We start from the raw sequence: 22,204 nt of genomic DNA on the forward strand, positions 1-22,204 counted from the left end.
AATTCATGAATATTAAATTTAAGGTTGCACTAATCAGTGCAGCAGTGGTTCTTGCTGGCTGTCAATCAGCAAATAAGAGTGTGAACAATGATAATGAAACAAATATCACTGCACCTGAGTTAAGGGATGATTTTATTCGGGGCATGGATATTTCAATGTTGCCTGAAATAGAAAAGTTAGGCGGTAAGTATTATCAGAACGGTATAGAACGAGACCTAATTGAGATCCTTAAAGACCATGGCGTAAATTCAGTCCGGGCTAGATTATGGGTAGACCCCTCATCAATTAGTGGAGAGGCTTATGGTGGCGGAAATAACGAGTTAGAGCGGTCGATTGAGCTAGGAAAACGAGCACAAGAAAATGGAATGTCATTCCTTCTAGATCTTCATTACAGCGATTTTTGGGCCGATCCTAAAAAGCAAGATAAGCCAAAAGACTGGGAGAACTTAACTTTTGAAAACCTTACCCAGAAAGTGTACGACTATACCGCAGAAGTTATGAAAGCCCATAAAGCTGCTGGTGTTGTTCCCGATATGGTGCAAGTAGGTAATGAACTTAACGGAGGGATGTTGTGGCCAGATGGCAAAAGTTGGGGGCAAGACGGTAAAGAGTTTGAACGCTTATCACTACTTTTAAAAGCAGGGATCCAAGCTGTTCATGAAAACAATAGCGATAAAGATATTCAAATCATGCTGCACCTAGCGGAAGCCGGGGATAATGGACTGTTTCGTTGGTGGTTTGATGAAATTACAAAGCACGGTGTGGATTATGACGTCATCGGGATGTCTTATTACCCATGGTGGCATGGTCCTATAGCTGATGTTAAAGCCAATATGGAAGATGTTATTGAACGATATAACAAACCAGTTGTACTTGTAGAGACTTCTTTTCCATTCACTGATGAAAATGGTGATTCACTGGGAAATAGCTACTCAGAATCAGGGCCTATTGAAGGTTACAACGTTTCCGTGAGCGGCCAAGCTAAATATCTTTCTGACATGATGACCTTCATCAATGACCTTCCAAATGAAAGTGGCTTAGGTATTTATTATTGGGAGCCTGCTTGGATACCAGTAGACGGAGCTACTTGGGCAACTCAAGCAGGCATGGAATACAGCGATGATATTTGGGATATGGGTAACTCCTGGGAGAATCAAGCGCTGTTTGATTTTGAAGGTAACGTTTTGCCGTCGTTAGAAGTATTTAAAGGTCAAAAATGAGCAATAGAAAACAAATAATGTCAAAGGTAGATGGTTTGCTACATGGTGCAGACTACAACCCCGAACAGTGGCTGGATAGACCCGATATTCTAGCTAAAGACATTGAATTAATGAAACAGACTCGATGCAACGTGATGTCTGTAGGTATATTCAGTTGGTCCGCGCTAGAACCAAGTGAAGGCGAGTTCAATTTCGAATGGCTTGATGCTGTTCTAGATAGACTTGTTGCAAATGATATCTCTGTATTTTTAGCTACGCCAAGCGGTGCCCGACCAGCTTGGTTGTCAGAGAATTACCCTGATGTGTTGCGCGTTAATAGTCAAAGAGTGAAGCAGTTGCATGGCGAGCGCCATAACCATTGTTATAGCTCACCAAACTATCGTGAGAAAGTTAGGTTAATGAATACAAAACTGGCTGAACGCTACAGCTATCACCCAGCAGTAATTGGTTGGCACATTTCCAATGAATATGGCGGCGATTGTCATTGTGATTTTTGCCAAACCGAGTTCAAGTTATGGTTGAAACAAAAGTATAAGACCCTTGATAACCTAAATAAAAGTTGGTGGACAACTTTTTGGAGCCACACCTATAGCAGCTGGGAGCAGATAGAATCACCGTCACCTATCGGTGAAAATTCAGTACACGGGCTTAAACTGGATTGGAAGCGTTTCTCTACAGACCGAGTTGCAAGCTTTTGCCAGCATGAGATACAACCGCTGAAGGCTGTAAATCCAAATTTACCTACAACCGCAAATTTTATGGAGTATTTCTATGATTATAACTATTGGGAATTGGCTAAATCTATAGACGTGGTGTCATGGGATAGCTATCCGTTATGGCATAAAGATCAGGATGAAGTAGCCCTCGCTTGCTATACAGCGATGTACCACGATTTGATGCGTACATTGAAGAACCAACCTTTTTTGTTGATGGAGTCAACGCCAAGTCAAACGAACTGGCAACCTATTACCAAACTAAAAAAGGATGGCGTCCATTTGCTTTCTTCAATACAAGCGATTGCTCATGGCTCTGACTCTGTGCAGTACTTCCAATGGCGTAAAAGTCGGGGATCTGTAGAGAAGTTCCACGGTTCAGTGATAGACCATGTTGGTCATGCAGACACCAGAACAGGCAAGGAGGTTACAGCAGTCGGTGAATACTTACGGAAAATAAATGAAGTAGCCGGAACAGAAACCTCAGCAGAAGTCGCAATTGTTTTTGATTGGGAAAACCGCTGGGCTCTAGATGATGCATCAGGCCCTAGAAATGAAGGAATGCACTACGAACAAACTGTATGTGATCACTATCGAGGCTTTTGGGAACAGGGCGTCAACTGCGATATTATTGAACAGCTCTGTGACTTTAGTCCATACAAAGTTGTTGTAGCCCCGATGTTATACCTCATTAAACCGGGTGTTGCTGAACGTTTAGAGGAGTTTGTAAAACAAGGTGGGACGTTAGTTGTAACTTATTGGACGGGCGTTGTGGATGAAAACGACCTCTGTTTCTTAGGTGGTTTTCCTGGGGGCGAAAGTAGCCCACTGCGTCGAACTTTGGGTATTTGGTCTGAAGAAATTGATTCTTTATACGACTATGAGCAGGTTTCTTTTTCTATGCCTAATGGAAAAATACCTAACATAGGTGGCGATTTTAAAGCCAAACACTTAATGGAGCATATTCATTTAGAAACGGCTGAGGCTCTTGCTTACTTTTCTTCAGACATGTTTATTGGTAAGCCAGCTCTAACCAAAAATATTCATGGGCTAGGTAGTGCTTACTATATTGCAACTCGGACGAATACTGACTTCAATAGTCTGTTTTACAAAGCATTAGTTACAGAGCATAAAGTTAGCAAGACTTTTCCGACTCTGCCTTACGGTATTTCAGTTACTGAACGAGGAGACGGTGAATATAGGTACTTATTCATCATGAACCTTTTAAAGAGTGAAAACAAAATATGTTGCCCTAGTGGAGACTGGGTAAACATGAACACTGGTGTTGAAATTGGTAAAGATATAGCTCTTACAGCCTATCAAGTGGTCGTAATAAAAGGCAAAAAGTGATACCCGCCAGCCTAGACCAATAGGCTGGCGCTTTTCTCAACATATTAACTATTTAGGGCGAATTTCGCCCTACGGGTAAGTGTTGCCTAAAGAAAGTGAAAACAACTATTACCTGACACATGTACGTACTTGTAACCAACAATTATAGGGAAATGGAATGAAAAAATTAACACTGACAACAGCTATTGTAGGAGCTGTGCTTTCCTCTCAAGTCGCAGCTGTAGATTTTTATGGCTACGTTCGGTCTGGGATTGGGGCTAGTGCCGATGGCGGAGGAGTTAAGAGTGGTGACGAATTTAACAAGACAACTTTAGGTCGATTAGGTAATGAGTTTGATACATATTCGGAAATTGGTTTAGGACAGGAGTTATTTAATGCTGATGGCCGCTCTATGTATTTTGACAGTATGTTTGAAATGTCATCGGATGGTAATTTAGAGTCCGAATCTACCTCAACAGGTAGTGCAAACTTTGGCATCAAGCAGTTAAATATTCAAGCTAAGGGCTACATTCCGTCTATACCTGATGCAGTTATATGGGCAGGTAAACGTTTTTATCAGCGTCATGACCTACACATTATCGATACCAAATATTGGAATATTTCAGGCTATGGGGCAGGTTTAGAAAATATCTCTCTTGATCATGGTGCTATTTCAGCAGCGATTATTCGTTCTGATAATGAATTATGGGTTGATGATGTTAGCGCTGGTGATTTGAATACATATTATTTGGATTTGCGTTACGCAGGGTTCAGCCCTTGGGCTGGTTCTTGGACTGAATTTGGTATCGATTATGCGATAGTCAACCCTACTCCAGAACAAGAGGCAGTGGCCACTGATTTCGATAATGGCTTGATGCTAACCGCTGAATTTAGTCAAAGCTTTTCGATAGGCTGGAACAAGTTTGCATTGCAATACATGGATAAAGGTTTAGCTCAGAATGCAATTTCCCAAGGTGGTGGTTGGTACGACATCTGGAGTGGAGATGTAAGTGAAGCTAAGGCTTATCGATTTATAAGTACTGGTGATCTAAATATCGGTGAAAGCGTAATTTTTCATCACGTACTAACTTATGGGTCTGCAAAAGATCATGGTGATTGGCTAGATAACGAAGAGTTATTTTCATTCGTTGCTCGCCCTACTTATAACTGGTCTCCATATAACAAGACCATGATTGAAGTGGGCTACATGAATCAGGAAAAAACCTGGGATTCAGGTTCGATAGAAAAATATAGCGGCACCAAATTCACACTAGCACATGCAATTTCTGCTGGAGAAGGGTTCCTCGACCGCCCTGAAATTCGCTTTTTCGTCAGCTATTTAAAAGATAACGAAAATAGTGACACTTTTAATAATGGTACAAGCAGCGACACTATTAACTACGGCGTACAGATTGAAGCTTGGTGGTAAGTCACTCGAGTAAAGCTTTGGGGCTATAGCCCCAAAGCTTCGCTTAGTTATTAAGTTAGGTCATTACGCGATGTTAGTTGTTTCTCTAATCGGGTTTTAGTATGAAGTATGTATCTTTGAAGAATAAAATAATGATTTTATTCGTGGTTTCATTACTAGTCACCATTATAACCGCTTACCTTAGTGCCAAATATGTTATCGGCGATTACATCAATGTGTCTTACGAAAAACAGATGGTTAAAAATGTCAGTTTCATTAGCAGTGAGATTAAGCAATCAATTGAGCGTGACATATCTGTTATTGAAAGTCTTGACTTTGGTATCGTTGGTATACGTGACACTAAAGAAAAGTTGGGCTACGAACAAGTTGTTAAATTGGTAAATAAAATGGCCCTAAGTGACAAGGGAAGTGTTAGCCCTGATCTATCCCTATACTTTGTCAATTTGGCTAAAAATCATGAAGAAGGGATTAAAGTCACCCAAATCGTTTCTGCTGAAGGATACCCTCAAGTAATCATTTCTAAAAAGAAAAATGGGGTCGTAGACTTTTTTACAAAAGATTTGAGTTTTATGGGAAGCTTAATTGAGCGTTATAGTATTCCAGGGGTCTATTTTGAAGTATACGATAACCAAAAAAATCCTATCTACTCAACTCTCGCTTCTGGCTTGGAGAAGCAGCAAGCTGTTGAAATCAATATTTATAATTCGAGTTGGTTTCTAAAGTCTTACATTGACAAGAGCTATATAGACCAACTCACTAGAGGGATAAACCAAGATATTACAAAGTATCTAGCCATATGTGCGTTAGTTATGTTGATTTTTACCCTGATCTGTTTAAAGACTCAAATTGACCCTTTGATTAAGCTAAAGGATTTGATGGAAAACCTCGCGGGGCATGATGCTGATTTAACTCAAAGAATTGAGTTAAGACGTCGAGACGAAATTGGGCAAATATCTCGCTCGGTAAACAGCTTTATAAACAATCTTCAATCACTATTTAAAGGCATATCTAGTTCCAATTCAGCCCTTAACCAAGCTAGGGATAATCTAGATAATCAGAATGATAGCAATATAACAACCATCGCTAGTTACGGGGAACAAAGCCGAGTTTTAACAGCAGCTATTGAAACGATTAGGGAGTCATCTGTTGAGATTCAACATCGTTCTGAAGAAGCTATGCAGCAAACTAGGCAAGTTATAGGTAATGTTAGCAGTGCCGTAGATAAAGGTCGTAGCGCTGAAAGAAACGTAAATACTTTGGTTGAAAACACCAAGAATATTTCAGTATCTATGGAGGTGATGGACAGTGTTTCGAAAAGCATTAGTAGTATTCTTGATACTATCCAACAAATAGCAGACCAAACTAACTTGTTGGCTCTGAATGCCTCAATAGAAGCAGCCCGAGCCGGTGATGCAGGAAAAGGCTTTGCTGTTGTTGCCGACGAGGTAAGGCTCCTAGCTTCTAAAACTCGTAGTTGTACGTCACAAATCGATCAACTATTAATTCAATTTTCAGACTCATCTAAGCAAATAAAAGATCAGATGAAAGGGGCATTGGAAAGTTGTGATGTAAGTAAGTTTACGACTCTGGATGTAATTAAACAGATTAAGTTAATCCAAGATTCAGCCAAGCAGATCAACGATATTAATGAGTGTATTACGCAAGCTTCTAGCCACCAATGTCTTGTTATGAAAGCGCTTAGTGCTGAAGTAGAGCAAACAAACTCATTAACACAAGATATTACTCATAGTGCAGATGAAATATCTGCAATAAATAGAGAATTTCGGCGGGTATCCGATGAACTAACAAGTAGTGTCGTGCTATTTAAAGTTTGAATATTTATTTTTAGTTAATGTTTACCCGCAAATTTATGCGTAATACATAGCAGTTAGTTTTTTAAATTACTTAATATTTCTAAATCGATAGCTCCACTTTTCTCACTGTTTAGGTAAACGTTTACCTTTAGGTTGGTGTGTTAATGAGTGGAAAGTAACGCTCGGTTATAAAAGGAGAGCAAATGAATAAGATCTTAGTCACTGGTGGTATGGGGTACATTGGCAGCCACACATGTGTGCAAATGATCAACGCCGGTTTAACCCCGATCATTTTAGATAATTTGTGCAATAGCAAGCGGGAGGTGCTGGCGCGCATTGAACGCTTAACTCAACAACAGCCTATTTTCTATCAGGGCGATGTTCGGGATCGTAGTATTTTAGACAAAATATTTAGTGAACACGAGATTGACTCAGTGATTCACTTTGCCGGTCTAAAGGCGGTAGGGGAGTCAGTCCAAAAGCCTTATGAGTATTATGACAACAACGTTAATGGCTCTTTAGTACTCATCGATGTGATGCGCAGTGCTGGTGTAAAGAGCATTGTTTTTAGCTCATCAGCTACTGTATACGGTGAGCCGAGTGAGATTCCGATTAACGAAAATACTCCTACCGGCGAAGTAACCAATCCATACGGGCGCAGCAAATATATGGTGGAAGAGTGCTATCGAGACATTCAATTAGCCTCACCAGATTTAAGCGTAACTTTGCTGCGTTACTTCAATCCTGTGGGTGCTCATCCTAGCGGCACAATGGGTGAAGACCCTCAAGGGATCCCCAACAACCTAATGCCTTTCATTGCTCAGGTAGCAGTAGGGCGACGCGAAAGCTTATCTGTATACGGTGATGATTACCCAACGCTAGATGGCACTGGAGTGCGAGATTATATTCATGTAATGGATTTGGCCGATGGTCACCTCGCTGCATTAAGTAAAGTTGGCGAAAAAGCGGGCTTGCATGTCTTTAACTTAGGCACGGGTAAAGGCTGCTCGGTGCTGGAAATGTTGAAAGCCTTTGGTGAAGCCTGTGGCAAAGATATCGCTTATAAAATTTGCCCGCGTCGCAGTGGTGATATAGCTGAAAGTTGGGCTTCGACTGATAAAGCGGAGCAACAGCTTGATTGGAAAGCGATGCGCAGTGTTGCTGATATGACTACAGATACTTGGCATTGGCAATCTAAGAACCCTAAGGGTTATGACAACTAAAATCAATATAAATCAGCGCCTTATAATGGGCGCTTTGAATGGAGTTATCCCTATGTTAGACACAAACTTTGACCCCACCGAGCATCCGCATCGCCGTTATAACCCCTTAACCGGACAGTGGACATTGGTGTCGCCTCATCGCGCCAAGCGCCCTTGGAGTGGCCAAGATGAAGCGCCGTCAACCGCCACCCTGCCCAGCTATGATAAAGACTGCTTTTTGTGTGCCGGCAACACTCGCATATCGGGTGATAAAAACCCTGATTACACCGGTACCTATGTGTTTGGTAATGACTTTGCCGCACTGATGACGGATTCCCCCAATGTACCTGAATCTAGCGAACCTTTATTCACCAGCATGGAAGCACGGGGTTTAAGCCGCGTGATTTGTTTCTCGCCAGACCACAGCAAAACCTTGCCAGAATTATCACTAAAGGCGATTCGTAGCGTTATAGATACCTGGAATGAACAAATTGAAGAACTAGGGAAAGACTACCTATGGGTACAGGCATTTGAGAACAAGGGTGAAACCATGGGGTGTTCGCAGCCTCACCCTCACGGTCAGATCTGGGCCAATAGTTTCTTGCCTAATGAGATAGAGCGCAAAGACAAACACCTGCGTGACTATTTTCAACAATACGGCTCTAACTTACTGATGGATTACACTGCCAAAGAACAAACCGACGGCAGTCGCACCGTAGTGGAAACCGAACATTGGTTAGCAGTTGTACCGTATTGGGCGGCTTGGCCCTTTGAAACCATGTTACTGCCGAAAATCCACATTCGTCGTATGAGCGAGCTAAGTGATGAACTGCGTGACGACTTATCGCTAGCTATTAAAAAACTCACTAGCCGTTACGACAACCTGTTTAAGTGCTCATTTCCCTACTCTATGGGTTGGCACTATGCGCCGTTTTTCAAAGAGGGCGATACCTCAACCGAACACTGGCAACTGCATGCCTTGTTCTACCCACCGCTATTACGCTCAGCTAATGTGCGTAAATTCATGGTGGGCTACGAGATGTTAGCTGAAAGCCAGCGTGATTTAACAGCTGAACAAGCCGCAGAAAAACTGCGCGCCTTAAGCGACGTGCATTACAAAGAACAATAGAATTAAGGAGCTACGAATGACCCAGCGTCAACAACACCTCATCGATACGGTCAGCAATGCCTTTGTCAATATGACTGGCTCGGCCCCAGCAAAGCTAATTCAAGCCCCTGGGCGAGTGAACTTGATTGGTGAACATACCGATTACAATGACGGTTTTGTGCTGCCGTGCGCCATTGATTATCAAGCGGTAGTGGCAGCATCTCGAAGAAAAGACAGTATCGTTCGAGTCATGTCGGTGGATTACGATAATCAAGTGAATCAGTTTGATATCAGTCAGCCACTGCAGTTTGATGAAACCTGCATGTGGGTGAACTACATTCGCGGAGTGATTGATTGCTTACTAAAAAAGGGTATTTCTTTGGGGGGAGTGGATATTGTCGTGAGCGGTAATGTGCCACAAGGCGCAGGCTTAAGCTCATCAGCGGCCCTTGAGGTGGTGATAGGTCAAACCTTTAAAACTCTGTTTTATTTGGATATCAGTCAACAATTTCTTGCTTTAGTTGGCCAAGCAGCAGAGAACAACTTTGTGGGTTGTAACTGCGGCATAATGGACCAACTTATCTCCGCGGAAGGCAAAGCTAATCACGCATTACTGATTGATTGTCGCTCGCTAGCAACCCAAGCAGTAGCCATGCCAGAAGATATGGCGGTGGTAATTATTAACTCCAACAAAAAACGCGGCTTGGTGGATAGTGAATACAATATCCGTCGTGAGCAATGTGAGGCCGCCGCTAAAGGTTTAGGCGTGAGCTCATTGCGTGATGTGAGTGAAGCCATGTTCGCGGAAAAGCAACACACACTCGACCCGCTGGTCGCCAAGCGTGCTCGCCACGTTATTACTGAAAATACGCGCACTTTAGCCGCCGCAGAAGCACTAAAAGCCAACGATATGGCCAGCCTCAGTGTATTGATGGAACAGTCTCACGCTTCGATGCGCGATGATTTTGAAATCACCGTACCGGAAGTTAATAGCATTGTAGACATTGTAAAACAAGTGCTTGGCAACCAAGGTGGCGTCCGCATGACGGGGGGTGGCTTTGGTGGCTGCATTGTGGCATTGATGCCGCCACAATTGGTTGACAAGGTGTGCCAGGCTGTGGAACAACAATACCAAACAATGACTGGCCTAAAAGAGAGTATTTATGTGTGTAAAGCAATGCCTGGTGCAGGAAAGCTTTAAGTGATGAAGAGCTAGCAATATAGGGCGACCTATAGGTCGTTCTATATTAAATGACTAAACTGCTCGCTATGACCTTTAGTTACCATGAGGGGGGATAGGGAAGGCATCCTACACAAGTAAATAAACTTGGAAAGGCATAAAGGAGTAGGAGCCAGACCCTTTCCCTATAGAAACCATGTTTATATTTGCCATAAACTTATAATTTAGGGTCTATTGCTCCAGAAAAAGCGCCCCTAAGCCCGTTCGAATTCTAAGTGGGCAGGTAGTGGCAGTGCAATAGAGTCATCAGCATAAGTAAGGTTCTCCATATTCCATAGCTTATAATCCCTTGGTAATCATACTAGTACAAGTTAGTGCACATAATGTTGGGACATGTTTGTAGTATTATTTACTATTTGAATCTCGCCTTTGATTTTTCTGGCTTTGCAACTGAAGCGAGGCTTTTTGCTCTTCCTCCAGCCGCTCTAACAAGAGGTGTTTTTCCAGTTCTAATCGCTCCACGATTGACTCAAGTTCTTCTATTCTGTCATTTTGACGACTAAGGTGAGTTTTGTGACTTTCTCTGGTTCTGTTTCTAACGTAACTTTTAAGAGAGGCTTTGTTTCTGTGTGTCATGTCCAATGACACCTGAAGGGCTACTGCGTTTTCTTCCTGGGAAAATCCTAGCTCTCTGTTTATATCTGTTTGCAGCGCTACTCGTTTATTGGCGTAACGGTGGCGCAGCCCATAAATACTTCTTCCCTTTGGCCAGCCGAGTTTATTTGTCACAGAGCTAAAGGTTTTAGTAATTTGTTCGGGGCTTAGTGGTCGGCCATTCTTCGGGTTTAAGAACAAGTGCCCTTTAGGGTTTGAAATTCCAGTTTGTTCCACAAAAGGTGATAGTTCATAACTAATGAATGCGGCTATGTTCATTGCGAGTGTTTGCGGGAATTTGAGAGGCATAGAATTATCTCCCTTCTGCCTTAAGGGAGTAACATCTAGGTGGGTCGAATCTGTATCGTATAGCTCTTTGGTTAAGATCTTATAAGTAAATTGGCCTTGAACTAATCCACTTAACATGATTGGTCTGGCGCCGCTGCCATCAACAATCCGAGTCATCAAAAGAAGGCTTGCCCGTTCATATCCCGTGTAATTGTTACGAATGAAATCTAGTAGCTGCTCTAGTTCGTCGTCAGTGATGGCCCGATCGATATTGTTGTTATTGGGGGGACTGACATAGAGCATGGGGTATAGCTGTTTTTGATTAGGTGCTTCCTTTTTAGATATTGCTTCATTTCTTTTTGGGAGTGCTGAGGTAATTTGGTATTCTGCGTTATCGTGTAAAGAGATACCGAGTAAATTGGGTTGAAGTCCTTTGAGCTGCGCCCAAAGGTAAAACTCGTAAATAGGACACAAATAGTCGTGATTTATATTGTTTTTGGTTACGCTCTCGAATCCTCTCCATCTTGGGTTGGATTTAGATTTTATCAATTGCCAGTCGCGATATACGAGCAGCCCCCTGTCCGTCATTTCATGCCATTTTCTCCCTTCGCTAACAAGGTGCTCAAAAAGGCTACGCATAGCTTGGCGGTAGGTGGAAACTGTACTCTGGGATTTTTCGTTGTTGATTAGTTCATTGATAAAATCAGTCGGCGGCCATAGAACCTGCCCATCTTTGCTTTGGAACAAGTAGTAAGTTTTGCTTGATATCTGTATAGAGGTTTCAAGTACTTCCATTACTCATAGCCCTTCGTTCCAAAGGGCACACCATTGAAGCGTCCAACGTCACCAAAGCCTCTCTCGACAATCTCTGAAAGATCAGTTTTATGCCCTACTAGCACTAGGTGCTGGTCGGTCAAAGTTGATAGTGTATACAGAGCCCGTTTAGACAAAAGGTTCCTGCTATTTAGGATGATAATGAGATTATTGTATTTTGAGGTTTGAGCAAGTCTAGGACTCAGGCTATAAGCAAGCCTCAAGTAAAGGCATTCTTCTTTAGTCAGTTTCTTTGTTACGCTTTTCTCAAACTTTACCTCCAAACTTCCTAAATGCTTCTGACTATTGACGTCACTACAGTACTCTTGGGCGATAACGCCCCTTGTTGCAAATGTTATCCCCAACCGAGAGTTGGTTTGGGTAAATACTACTGGGTCACCAACCAAGAGTGAATGCTCTTGTATTCGTGAACATTTCAGGCGCTTCTTATTCGAAATAACACCCTGTATTTCTCGGTTAATTCTATCCTGAGCGCTTTTTGATTCCACTATAATGGTGGCACTTTCCCCCTTGCGATAGAATTCATACCAGGCTGAGAGCGCGGATTGCTCACTCTGCTCCGAGAGGGCCATAGGCTCTATTGAAATGAGGCTAACGGGGGAAATAGGTTCTGATTGATACTTTTTCACAAGACTACTCAATGCTGCCTGAGCATTTGGTTGTAAGAGAGCATCACTAAATAATGAAAGGGGTGTTGGTCGACGGGACCCCAGCTTGAAAGGCTTATTGCCATGGTTGTTACAATATAATTGATGAAAAATCAGCCCCGGACCAGGTGGAGGCAGTTTTCTTGAATCTCCCAAAAAGCACAGCTTTACATTCTCTGGGAGTTCTTTTTGTAGTCGAAATAACATCCAAATATCCAGTATTGAAGCATCGTCAATTAGTAGAACCGTTTGCTCTTGCTTTTTGTCGTTGTAGGGTAGGAAAGAGGAGGTCCTTTTATTCTTTGGGCTACAGTGTTCACCTAGGATACCTAGGCTGTTTTTGTTTCCTTCTAATGGAGTTAACAAAAGCGCTCTGAATCCTTGAGCTGTTAGCTGATGCGCAATGGCTCTTAATATGGTCGTCTTTCCACTTTTTGAGGGGCCGTCGATAACCGGTAGTTCTGACTCAATCGAATACTTAATTGCTTGCCTTTGTCCTGCTGTTAGTGTGATTCTCTCTAGTGATTCAAATGAACTTAATAAATTTTCGTCGAATTTAATTGTTATCTCGGCTTTGCTCGTGGCTTGTTGCATTAACTTAGAGGATAAGCTCGTCTCAATCGCATTTAGCCCTTTGGATTGTATAAAGCCCGAATAGCTAGAAATCTCCAAAGATAGGTTGGATTCATCCTCTAGCGCGCTAAGGGTATCAGCATTGATTCCTATTTTTCTAAGGCCTTTCTCGACATAAGCCATGGGCAGAGCTGTGTGACCTGAATGCTCATAAGTCATATGAAGAATGTACTCTATTGCTGAGCATACCCTGCGGTTATCACTTTGCCCTATTGAGTAAGCTTTGCGAATCAGTTCGTCTAACTGTTTCCATTGCTCTGTAGCTGGCTCTGATGTATGTATAAAACAAAGAAGCCAATATGGATTCTTCTCTAAGTGTTCAATTACTCGGTTACCCCAGAAGGTGGTTAGGCAAGTTGCTGAAACAGCTGTAAGTTGTTTTTTTATTAAGTATGCCCGCAGCTCTTCTTCTCGCAGCAGTTTATTCCACCCTATTAATAGTGACTTTGCCAAAGAGATCGGCATTGCCAGCCCTGCTTTATTGCTGAGGTCGATGTGATTGGAGGAACCTAATGCTTCTACGAGAGAGTTAGAAAAGTATGTATTTAGCTTTTCCCCCCAAAAACTGTCCAACCCGGCAAAATAGGGACTATGAGTGATGTGTTCGCAAACCATATTTTGAGTTGCTTCTGATGCTACGGGCAAGCGTCGTACTTCGTTAGCAACAAACTGTATGCCGTGTTCTGGATGTTCTTCAAAATAACCATCAACTCGCCAGATGTCGTAGAGGCTAGGTTGTGCATTGCGAGTTTCACTAGGGAATTGGACTCTATGTTTTTCAGTACCCACTTTCAACCTAACGATAAGGTAGTCTGAATGGCTTCCAGCAGGAGGAAGCTCAAGAATTGCCATCACAATTCCTGTAAGCCTAGAAGTTATGCCGCTACTCTTAAGAACTCTTAGACTCATCGCTGCTTTGGCTCTCACTCATCTGAATAGTTTGGAGGAAGACGAGGGATGTAGCGTCCGGTAAGCGTCAACCATTCAAGGGCAGCTGCATCTTGTTCCAGCATCTCTAGCTTAGCCTTGGTTAGCAAAAGCTCTTGTTTGACCTGCTGGTTTTCCACAATCAACTCCTGCATTTGTTGTCGATCTTTCTCTTTGCTTGAGCGTTCTGCACAATGATCAGCTGGGGCGGACTCTTTACTGAATGATTTTTTTATTTCACTCCAGATTATCTGGAGCTCAGGGTTAGAGCTCCATGTAGAACGGGTTATGCCTAGCTGTCTCCCTATGGCTGTTTGGTTTGGCTGACCTTGGTAAGTAGGAATCATAGGGTTACTCGCTAACCATTGTCTCAGCTCTCGGACCTTTTGTTTCCCAGTGTCTTTTGAGCTTGTTCTCTTCAAACGTTTTTGTCTTTTCATTGGTTTCCGCCTGTGAAATCAATTATGTTACTTTTCAGTTGCTCTAGCTCAATGCTGATGCCTTCCCTCTCACACAAGTCTAATAAAGTTTGCCTTAACTGATTGTTAGTCGACTCTAGGGCAAGTAGCTTCGCTTGATAGTTAAGTGCGACCGTGTTTCTCCACTCTATTTCAACAGCGTGCTGGTTCTTTAAGCCTTTAATTGTTAACCCAAATGTTCGACAGCGCTCTATGAGCTGCTGGTTCTCGAGCCTGATAGAGACGAGTTCATGCGCAATGGCTTTATGATTGTTCTTTGCTTGGTTTAACGCATGCTTTAAATTAGTAAGCTCAGTAGATTTTCTATTCTGGGTCTGAAGCAGAGCTTTGTTCTTTATTCGTTCAAAAATGCTTTCTAGTGTGCGATTACCCTCGATACGCTCGCGAAGATATGATGGGGATGCCTTGTAAGTTTCTGTACTAGTGATTTTTTGTGGAATTCCAAATTTTTCTACCACTTCGGAACTATTTTTGTGGCCATTCCACCTTCTTAGCGCTGATACGCTTTTGGGGTAATACTCAAGCTTAAATTCCCCTATGGTATTTGATTCGATACGCAGTCCGTCACGCGTCCGTAAATAGGGAATTTCAGTGTTAACCCATGTCTCGAGTATTTTAAGTTTTTGCTCTACTCTCTCGATGCCTTCTCTTCTCTGTTTATCCATTTATGTATTTTCCTTCAGGTCATCGAAAAGTTGCGCGTTTCTTTTCATTGTTCTTTCATGTTGACTTATAACTCTCGCTAAACTGGTTGCTGATTCTTCTGCTCGAACTCGCTCCAAGAGACCGAACTCTTTAGTGTTTTTTGCCATATCTCGAAGTTCATTCAGGTCATTTTGCATTATATCTAGGTGTACTCTCTTCACTTGTTGGTAAGGGCACCCTTTACATACTTGGGGCTCACAAGGTAGTCGGTGAGCTTTTGGTAGTGTTGGATCTCGATGGCAGTTACTCGTGGTTTTGGGGTTATGACGATGCCCTCGCGCACTAAGAATATTTGCCATGATTTCGCTTTGTTGTTTTTTAGAGAGGTTAAAAAAGCTATCTCCATAGGTATTTTCACTTGACTTTCTTAGCTTCACACTTTTAGATAGAACTTTGTAAACGCGCTTTAAATAGGCTGGATACCTGCCTGCCATAGAGCTAGAGCCCAACATTAGACTTAAAATATCTTCAGCTGTTTTTTCTGAGCCTACCTCTCTAATGGTGTCTTCTAACGACTTGTTCTCTTCGCTAAGAACCTTTATTGATTCCACTTTATCGCTGTTAACTCTCTTGAGCTTATGATGGAGTTGCTCATGCTGCTCCCGTGCTGCTGGATCTGTTACGTACACCTCTGTGACGGTTGGATCGACGTGACCCAATTGATGACATAAGGCCAAGAGCTCGGCATTTTCGTATTGATAGTGGTAGATCACAGCATAAATACGCCTGAATATATGGCTTCCTTTCGCGTGAGTGGCCTCAGAACCCAGAGAAAAGGCTAAAAACTGGTCGCCTGTAATCCGACTAACTTTTCCTTTCGCATATTCATACTTGTATGCGTTTATGTTGAAGTTATTATCTAGTGAGAAGCGAGGCACGTGGAATAGTCCGGGATGTTCTTTGGTATCCCAAGCGTTCTTGAGTTTGAACAATACTTTTAAAGCTTCAGTACTTCCATTATTGAGAGTATACCAGTAGCGGCTCGCGTGTTTTTCGTTATAAAAACACGCCTGATACCAATTGTTATCCTCGTCTACGCAGCGAAAGTGCTCCTCTTTTGCTATGCCTATATCCGGATCTTGAATCTCTGACTTTCTGCGAGCATTGTATGTCTGAAGCATGATGTAGCAGGCTGTCATTAAAGCTGTGACGCACTCAACGACAGTCCATTTATCATTGCTCTTTTTTCCTCGAAGGTTAACATTGGTGCGAGATATATTAATGCCTAATAGCTGCTCTAATTCTTTTAACTCTTTGGACGATTTTAAGACTGAATTAAAGCGATTACTTTGAATCGTCGATCTATGTAGGTTTATGTCAACAGCAGCTCGCAGCGCTACTACTACCTCTATAATTAAAGGAGCCGCTTCGTATAACCATAAGTGTGCATTGCCAAGAATCTTAGTGATGTGTCTTACATGAAGGTTAGAAGTCCTACCCGGAGCTTTCCCTAGTTTACGTGATAGTTGATAGGGGCCTTTGAAGGGATAGAACGTCAACTTGTTTTTATCGTTGAGTGATGCCAGCTCGTTCCACTCACAGAAGAGTGTATTTAGAGATTTAGAGGATGGTTGCGCTGGAATGTCTTTGCCACTTTCGGCAAAGCGTTGTGTTACAGCCCCTCCCTTTTTCTTTAGTAAATAGGCCACCTGAGTATAAAACGCTTTTGGTACTACACCTTGCAAACTTGTAGTGCCTATTTGTTTTGATATCAAACTGGTGTTTAGAGACGCTCCATCATAGGTGATCCCCTCAAGCCGTAGCTTACTGTGCCTTATTGACATTAAATACGCTTCAAGCCTTTCAGGCAAAGAAAGCATGCTGGGTATTCCGCCTTTCTTTAGCGAGTGGCACAATTTCGCCACATCCTTCTCAGATACACTCTCGAGCGAATAATGGTCATTCAATAATGCCCATTCAATAAATCGAAGACTATTCTTGAACGTGCTTGCTACTGTCCTTGTGAATGATGGTGTTTGTTTGGCACGTTGTGCGAATGAGTCGACCTTACTTATTATTGTTTGAGCGTAATGCGGGTAAAGCAGTAGGGGAACCGGATGAGTAAAATCTCCCGTGCCAGGAAGCCAATAAGTGGATAAGTCTATCTGAAAATTATCGCGGTTAGGGGCGTTTTCCAGAGCGTTACTGATGATTAGTTGAGTCCCAACGATTTCTAGCTTTTCATCATGTACGTACAATTGACTTGCTGAGTCCTGAATACGGTCTGATTGAGCATCGGCAAAATCGCGAATTCCCGCAGAGGTCAAGTATGCTTGATTCATAGCAGCCCCTCTGATTCTGAGTGTAGTGCCTGTTCGGCTTCAAAATAAAGCTCCGGTGCTGACGCCTTCACATAGCTTAACAATCCAAATACGAATCTCATTTCTGGGGCGATGTATTCTTCGAAATAATCTTTGGTGTACCGAGCAATTAGAGTATCTCCCCTTTCCACATACCACCGCTGTTTTCTAAGTGTATTTGCTAACTCTTTTGGACCAATAAATACTTTGTTATGAGGGCATCCATTACCGGTGTGGCACCTTCTTCCACTGCATAGCTTCTGAGCAGCGCTCGCTTTATCAACAGAAGACCAAATATCGTTACAGCTGGAACCATCAGGTAGCAAAAACCATTGTGGAGTAGGCTCTTTAGAGTCAGGTTCTGAAAACAAAAGAACGTCAATGTTCACCTCGCGTAGGCCATAAGGAACTAGGGAAGCTTCACCTGCGAACCTAAACTGTACTGACGCTTCAAGGCGACGCTGAAATTCGGCATTGTTAGCATCAAAGAATGCTCTTGCTAGTGGGTGATCGGCATACCCTGCTGTGGTAAGCAACTGAGAGTGATTTCGCTCTTCTTGGCTCTTTCTGATATCTCCATCTATACCTAACCGGAGTTTGATCATGTGCTTTGATAGCTGTTCAATTGTAAATTGAGGTAAGTGGTGCTTTTTGATGAAGTCTTTGCGATCTCTTTGGGAAAGAAACGTCAGACCTTTTGAAAAAGGGGTTTCCCAAATGCACTCAGTGGTAAACCCTAGCTTGTTCATATTGCTTGTATGGTGAATTAGCAACTCAATAACTTGTCGGACCTCATGGTCGATTACAGTGACTTCAACAGGTTTTGTACTTTTCCCAACTTTACTTTTGTAACCTTGGATGAAGAAACTAGCCGACGGAAGTGACTTCGGAAGATCTTCAACTTGTAATGTTGCTATAGCATCTTTGTTCCATGATGTATGAATACTTATGCGCAAGAAGCAGCAAAGCAAAACTTGCCTTGGCAGTATGAATGGACTCCATAGAAACGAAGACATCCCAGAGCCAGTAGCACCAAACCAGTGTTTAAATTCTTCAGGAATGAGTTGCGACTTCCCCGCACAATAAACATGTTGTTTAGAAGGAGTTAACACTCTTAATTGTAAATAAGCCGCAAGTAACTGGTCTGAGCCATACGTATTGATTAACGTTTTCATTTCGTTTGTACAGGAGCGGCTATCTGTGGCCCTCTCTTTAACTGTGTTCCAAAGGGACGTTGATATGCTGTAACGAAAGCGTTCCGTTCCTTCAATTTGTTCAACAAATGGTTCAAAACAGCTAACAAGCTCTTGATAAAGCCCTATCTCTAGCTCGCAAGCTCTACATATGGCATCGGTCGGTGCTTGATAGTATTCATTCAGTTTTTCTTTTAGTTGTGAAACCGTGGCATGCTTAGTGATGATAGGGTGTGGTATAGGAGAGCCGTCGGAGTCAATGGGCTCGATAAGCTCACTGTAGGCTCGTTCTTGTCGAACAGAGAAGCGCGTTCGGAATCTGCATTCGCTAATTTTAATGCCAGTTGAAATCTGTCCGCCAAAGTCACTTAGGAACCGGCGAATTAGCTCACTTGTTTTACCTTTATAGTTACTTTGTTGGTCGTCAATGATGTCTTCCATTCTTTTGAGCCCCAGAACAACCTGCCTAATTGTCAGTTCTGATGAAGGGCTATTAAACAGAGTTATTAATGGCAAGTTTCTTTGACCTTTATCCATATTGACGACTTTTGAGAAGACGCAACCGACAATTCGATTGATAGATGCCACGAAATAGCTTATTTCGGAGCTAAAGAATGGAGCAATTTCTGACGAATTTGCTGCTTTGGTAATAGATGTCATTAGCAGCCCATGGGAGCTCAGGTAGCCACTTAATGAGGTGATGCTTCTTTCTATAGTACTTTGTCTTAATCTGCCATTAATTTTTGTCTTTACTTGAAAGGTAACTATTACTTTAGAGTGTAATTTTGAAAGTGCGAAACGACTTTGAAATCCTGAATCAGATAACAGCCTCCCGTCTGAAGTACGCTCATCGTTTATAGTAAGTAGCTTCCAAAGAGTATTGAAGTGTTTCTCGTGATCAAGGCTACTATTTAACTCGAGTATATTCTCGATTGTTCTTAAGCAAAGCAGGAGCTTATTTCTTGGACAAGTGGTCAGCGATTCTCCTAAAAAAGACATCATGCCTATTGTGGGAGCTTCGTTTAGGTTAATAACTATGTGTTCAATCGTTGTTAGCAATATTTGAAGCTCTGATATTTCAAAAGGTTCACTTCGAGATCTACGGCTGGCAGTTTTTAGTGCTTCCGTGAGTACGCCTCCTTCTCGGAATAAAGGAGGGCATAAGTATGTATTTACCTCTAAATATGGTTGGGAGTTATCTGAATTTTGATAGAACAATGGTATAGGCTTTGGGCATATTGTATTTCCTTCTCCATCAAAGCGAGTTCTAAAACCCGAAACTTTTAGTAGTTTTGAAGTAAACTGTGTTCCGCCCCAATTTCCCAAGAATCCTCTAAATTGCATACTAGGCAGATTAGGCTTTATTGGACCTTTTTCCTCTAGCAAAGACTCTAGCTCAATGAACCCGTGAAGCACGCTATTAGCAGTAAGCGCAGATACGGATGAATTGAGTAAGTGCTTTAATGAGCTAGCTTTGTTTTTAGATATATATTCGAGGGTATTCTTAATTCCTATAGCCTCGGAATACTGTATCCGGGTTGATTCTGATGATTTTAGGCAATGGTATAGCAGGCTATTACGAAGCATTAAACCAGGTAGATGAAACCCATCAAATACAACGAGTTGTCCGCCTCTTTTTTTAATTTTGACTTTTTGAAATGTAATTAATTCTGAGGGAGGGCAACTCTTACCCGAAACTTTTTTCATTGTTTGGGCGGTTGATATATTAGTGAAGCAATTCGGTTTTACATCGTCAGCAATGACATCAATATATCGATTTATAAAAATCTGCAGCGAATTGCTCAGTACGTGGCCGGAAGGTATTCCTATCATCGCATATTCTATTTCGCGATATGCGAGATATAGTTGATTGAAATGTAGTTTCGATGGTCGCGTGGAGAGCGCTTTGTACACATTAGGAATATCCTCCTGTAGCAATAAATGTCTTAGAGCTTTGCTTATGGAGACTCTAATTTGGTAGCTATCTTTAGCTTTGCTTCCAGAAGCGAGTACATCCCAGTTGGAGCGAATAAAACAGAGATTAAGAATTCCCCCTGAGCGATTAAGTTGGCTCAACTCTTCATTCTCTGGGTGTACTATAGGGATGGCCTTTTCCCGGTGATTTTCATTTGGGTAAGACGTGGCTCTAGCCAAGGATTCTCTATCATTGAGTCTTTTATTTCTAATTGTGTTTTCATAGACTCGTTGAATCTGTTTACCTGACTCTGAGTATTTTACAAGTACCCTGAAAAAGGCCGAACGCATTTTTTTATTCCCAGCGAGAGTATCAACAGCATACTCAACGCTAGTGTTGATCACTTGTTCATCATCTTTTTCTTTCGCTCCGAATATGTAAGCGCAGTTGGATGCGGCTTTACCCGTAGAGTTCAGTTTGTTTACAGCTTTACGGAATAAGTTGAAGCGCCCATAGGTTATAGGGCGCTTCATTGAACTCTTGGATAAGTTTGCGACAGTTTCTGATAGGCGAGAGTTAGCGCTAGAATGGTTATCAATATACATACAGCGTGACTTCTTCTGAGAAAACGCCACCAGCACACTCTCAACACTGGTTATACCGTTATTTTCCGTTTCATTAGCAACATGCTTTGAGAATCGGCTGATAAATTCATGCTCGTTAACCGTAAACCCATTACTAATCGCCCCTCCAATGGACAGAAGGCTTCTAAATACACGACTTTTTTGTTGAGGACATTTTGAATTAGAGTTCTTAAGAATATCTTCCATTTCCTTTAGACCACTTCTTAACACTATTGGCGAAATAGAGCTCGGTTCAGTTGTTAGTAGCTTTCTAAGACTCTCTAGTTTCTTAGTTCTGGCGATAGTTTCTAATGTTGATTTCCAGGACAAGACATCATAGTCGGGTTGTGTTTGTTTTTGAGCCTTATTTAAACTCTCATCTAGTAGCCCTCCTTCAAGCATTAACTGCGAGTAGCGATCTGGGTCGAAAACAACATACGCTTTTCTATAATTGCTGCCTTTCACCCTTACAGCTCTTATATTTTGCGCTGAGTTGGCTACATAAGATGTGCTTTTTTCACTATGAGGCCACATAGAGGTATATCCGCATATCCCTATGGGGGTTCCCTCAGACATTCTAAACTCAGTTTCAGCTGCAAATGTGCGGAATGCAGAACTAGCTTCACGCCATTTCTTAATAGGCGAAGACGCTAGTAAGTATTCCAATTCTCTGTAAGCAAGAATTACTGTTTGAACAGATACTTGTTTCTGTGGTTTTAATAGCAACCTTTTTAGCTTTAGGTTTCTGAGATTTTCATAAATCGTATTAAGCGCTTTGTTTAAGCTGAATGCCGAGGAGGTTTTGAGCTTTTTTTGTTCTAGTGTCAGGAGCAAAGAGGCTAGTAAGCTATCGCTGGCATAGCTTATTTTTGTAAGCTCTTCTTCGCTAGCTACTATTTGGTATAGATTATCGTCACTTTTTTTGCAGCTGAACATAAGGGGTGCCTTGTGTATGCCTTGTTTATGCCTTGAGTGCATAGATTTTTTATATTATAGATTGAATATCCAACA

General features: G+C 42.1%; 13 protein-coding genes. 7 read left to right on the top strand and 6 right to left on the bottom strand.

Annotated elements, in window-relative coordinates:
- Nucleotides 1-5: 5 nt before the first annotated feature.
- The 7 genes from ACVFI8_RS13855 to galK all read left to right on the top strand — a co-directional run bounded on the left by ACVFI8_RS13855 (nucleotide 6) and on the right by galK (nucleotide 10,016).
- Nucleotides 6-1,220 carry a glycoside hydrolase family 53 protein gene (locus ACVFI8_RS13855; protein ID WP_457871658.1) on the top strand — a complete coding sequence of 405 codons (1,215 nt, stop codon included), beginning with the start codon at nucleotides 6-8 and terminating at the stop codon, nucleotides 1,218-1,220.
- A complete protein-coding gene (locus ACVFI8_RS13860; protein ID WP_457871659.1) occupies nucleotides 1,217-3,283 on the top strand; it encodes a beta-galactosidase in 2,067 nt (688 codons plus the stop codon). Before ACVFI8_RS13855 ends, ACVFI8_RS13860 begins: the two co-directional genes overlap by 4 nt.
- A 157-nt stretch (nucleotides 3,284-3,440) precedes the next feature.
- Entirely contained in the window at nucleotides 3,441-4,691 is a 1,251-nt protein-coding gene (lamB, locus tag ACVFI8_RS13865; protein WP_457871660.1) for a maltoporin LamB, read from the top strand.
- Nucleotides 4,692-4,792: 101 nt separating this feature from the next.
- Nucleotides 4,793-6,526 carry a methyl-accepting chemotaxis protein gene (locus ACVFI8_RS13870; protein ID WP_457871661.1) on the top strand — a complete coding sequence of 578 codons (1,734 nt, stop codon included), beginning with the start codon at nucleotides 4,793-4,795 and terminating at the stop codon, nucleotides 6,524-6,526.
- Between the two features lie 182 nt (nucleotides 6,527-6,708).
- Complete coding sequence (gene galE / locus ACVFI8_RS13875) at nucleotides 6,709-7,728, top strand: UDP-glucose 4-epimerase GalE (RefSeq protein ID WP_457871662.1); 1,020 nt, start codon at nucleotides 6,709-6,711, stop codon at nucleotides 7,726-7,728.
- 52 nt (nucleotides 7,729-7,780) lie between these two features.
- Nucleotides 7,781-8,836: a UDP-glucose--hexose-1-phosphate uridylyltransferase gene (locus ACVFI8_RS13880; RefSeq protein ID WP_457871663.1), complete on the top strand. Its 1,056-nt coding sequence runs from the start codon at nucleotides 7,781-7,783 to the stop codon at nucleotides 8,834-8,836.
- Between the two features lie 16 nt (nucleotides 8,837-8,852).
- Nucleotides 8,853-10,016: a galactokinase gene (gene galK / locus ACVFI8_RS13885; protein WP_457871664.1), complete on the top strand. Its 1,164-nt coding sequence runs from the start codon at nucleotides 8,853-8,855 to the stop codon at nucleotides 10,014-10,016.
- Nucleotides 10,017-10,400: 384 nt separating this feature from the next.
- On the opposite strand, the gene ACVFI8_RS13890 is transcribed toward galK, so the two are convergent.
- From ACVFI8_RS13890 to ACVFI8_RS13915, 6 genes are all read right to left on the bottom strand, one after another.
- Nucleotides 10,401-11,732: a hypothetical protein gene (locus ACVFI8_RS13890; RefSeq protein ID WP_457871665.1), complete on the bottom strand. Its 1,332-nt coding sequence runs from the start codon at nucleotides 11,730-11,732 to the stop codon at nucleotides 10,401-10,403.
- Nucleotides 11,732-13,903 carry an AAA family ATPase gene (locus tag ACVFI8_RS13895; protein ID WP_457871666.1) on the bottom strand — a complete coding sequence of 724 codons (2,172 nt, stop codon included), beginning with the start codon at nucleotides 13,901-13,903 and terminating at the stop codon, nucleotides 11,732-11,734. The genes ACVFI8_RS13890 and ACVFI8_RS13895 overlap by 1 nt, the downstream gene beginning before the upstream one ends.
- 71 nt (nucleotides 13,904-13,974) lie before the next feature.
- Nucleotides 13,975-14,418 (bottom strand): hypothetical protein, encoded by a 444-nt coding sequence (locus ACVFI8_RS13900; RefSeq protein WP_457871667.1) that lies wholly within the window; start codon nucleotides 14,416-14,418, stop codon nucleotides 13,975-13,977.
- Entirely contained in the window at nucleotides 14,415-15,122 is a 708-nt protein-coding gene (locus tag ACVFI8_RS13905) for a hypothetical protein (RefSeq protein WP_457871668.1), read from the bottom strand. Before ACVFI8_RS13905 ends, ACVFI8_RS13900 begins: the two co-directional genes overlap by 4 nt.
- The gene (locus tag ACVFI8_RS13910) at nucleotides 15,123-17,444 is read right to left on the bottom strand and encodes a hypothetical protein (RefSeq protein WP_457871669.1); all 2,322 of its coding nucleotides are present in this window, start codon (nucleotides 17,442-17,444) and stop codon (nucleotides 15,123-15,125) included. It abuts the gene before it with no gap.
- On the bottom strand, nucleotides 17,441-22,129 hold the full coding sequence (locus ACVFI8_RS13915) for a hypothetical protein (RefSeq protein WP_457871670.1): 4,689 nt from the start codon (nucleotides 22,127-22,129) through the stop codon (nucleotides 17,441-17,443). Before ACVFI8_RS13915 ends, ACVFI8_RS13910 begins: the two co-directional genes overlap by 4 nt.
- Nucleotides 22,130-22,204: the final 75 nt, after the last annotated feature.

The organism is Agarivorans sp. MS3-6 (assembly GCF_054112545.1).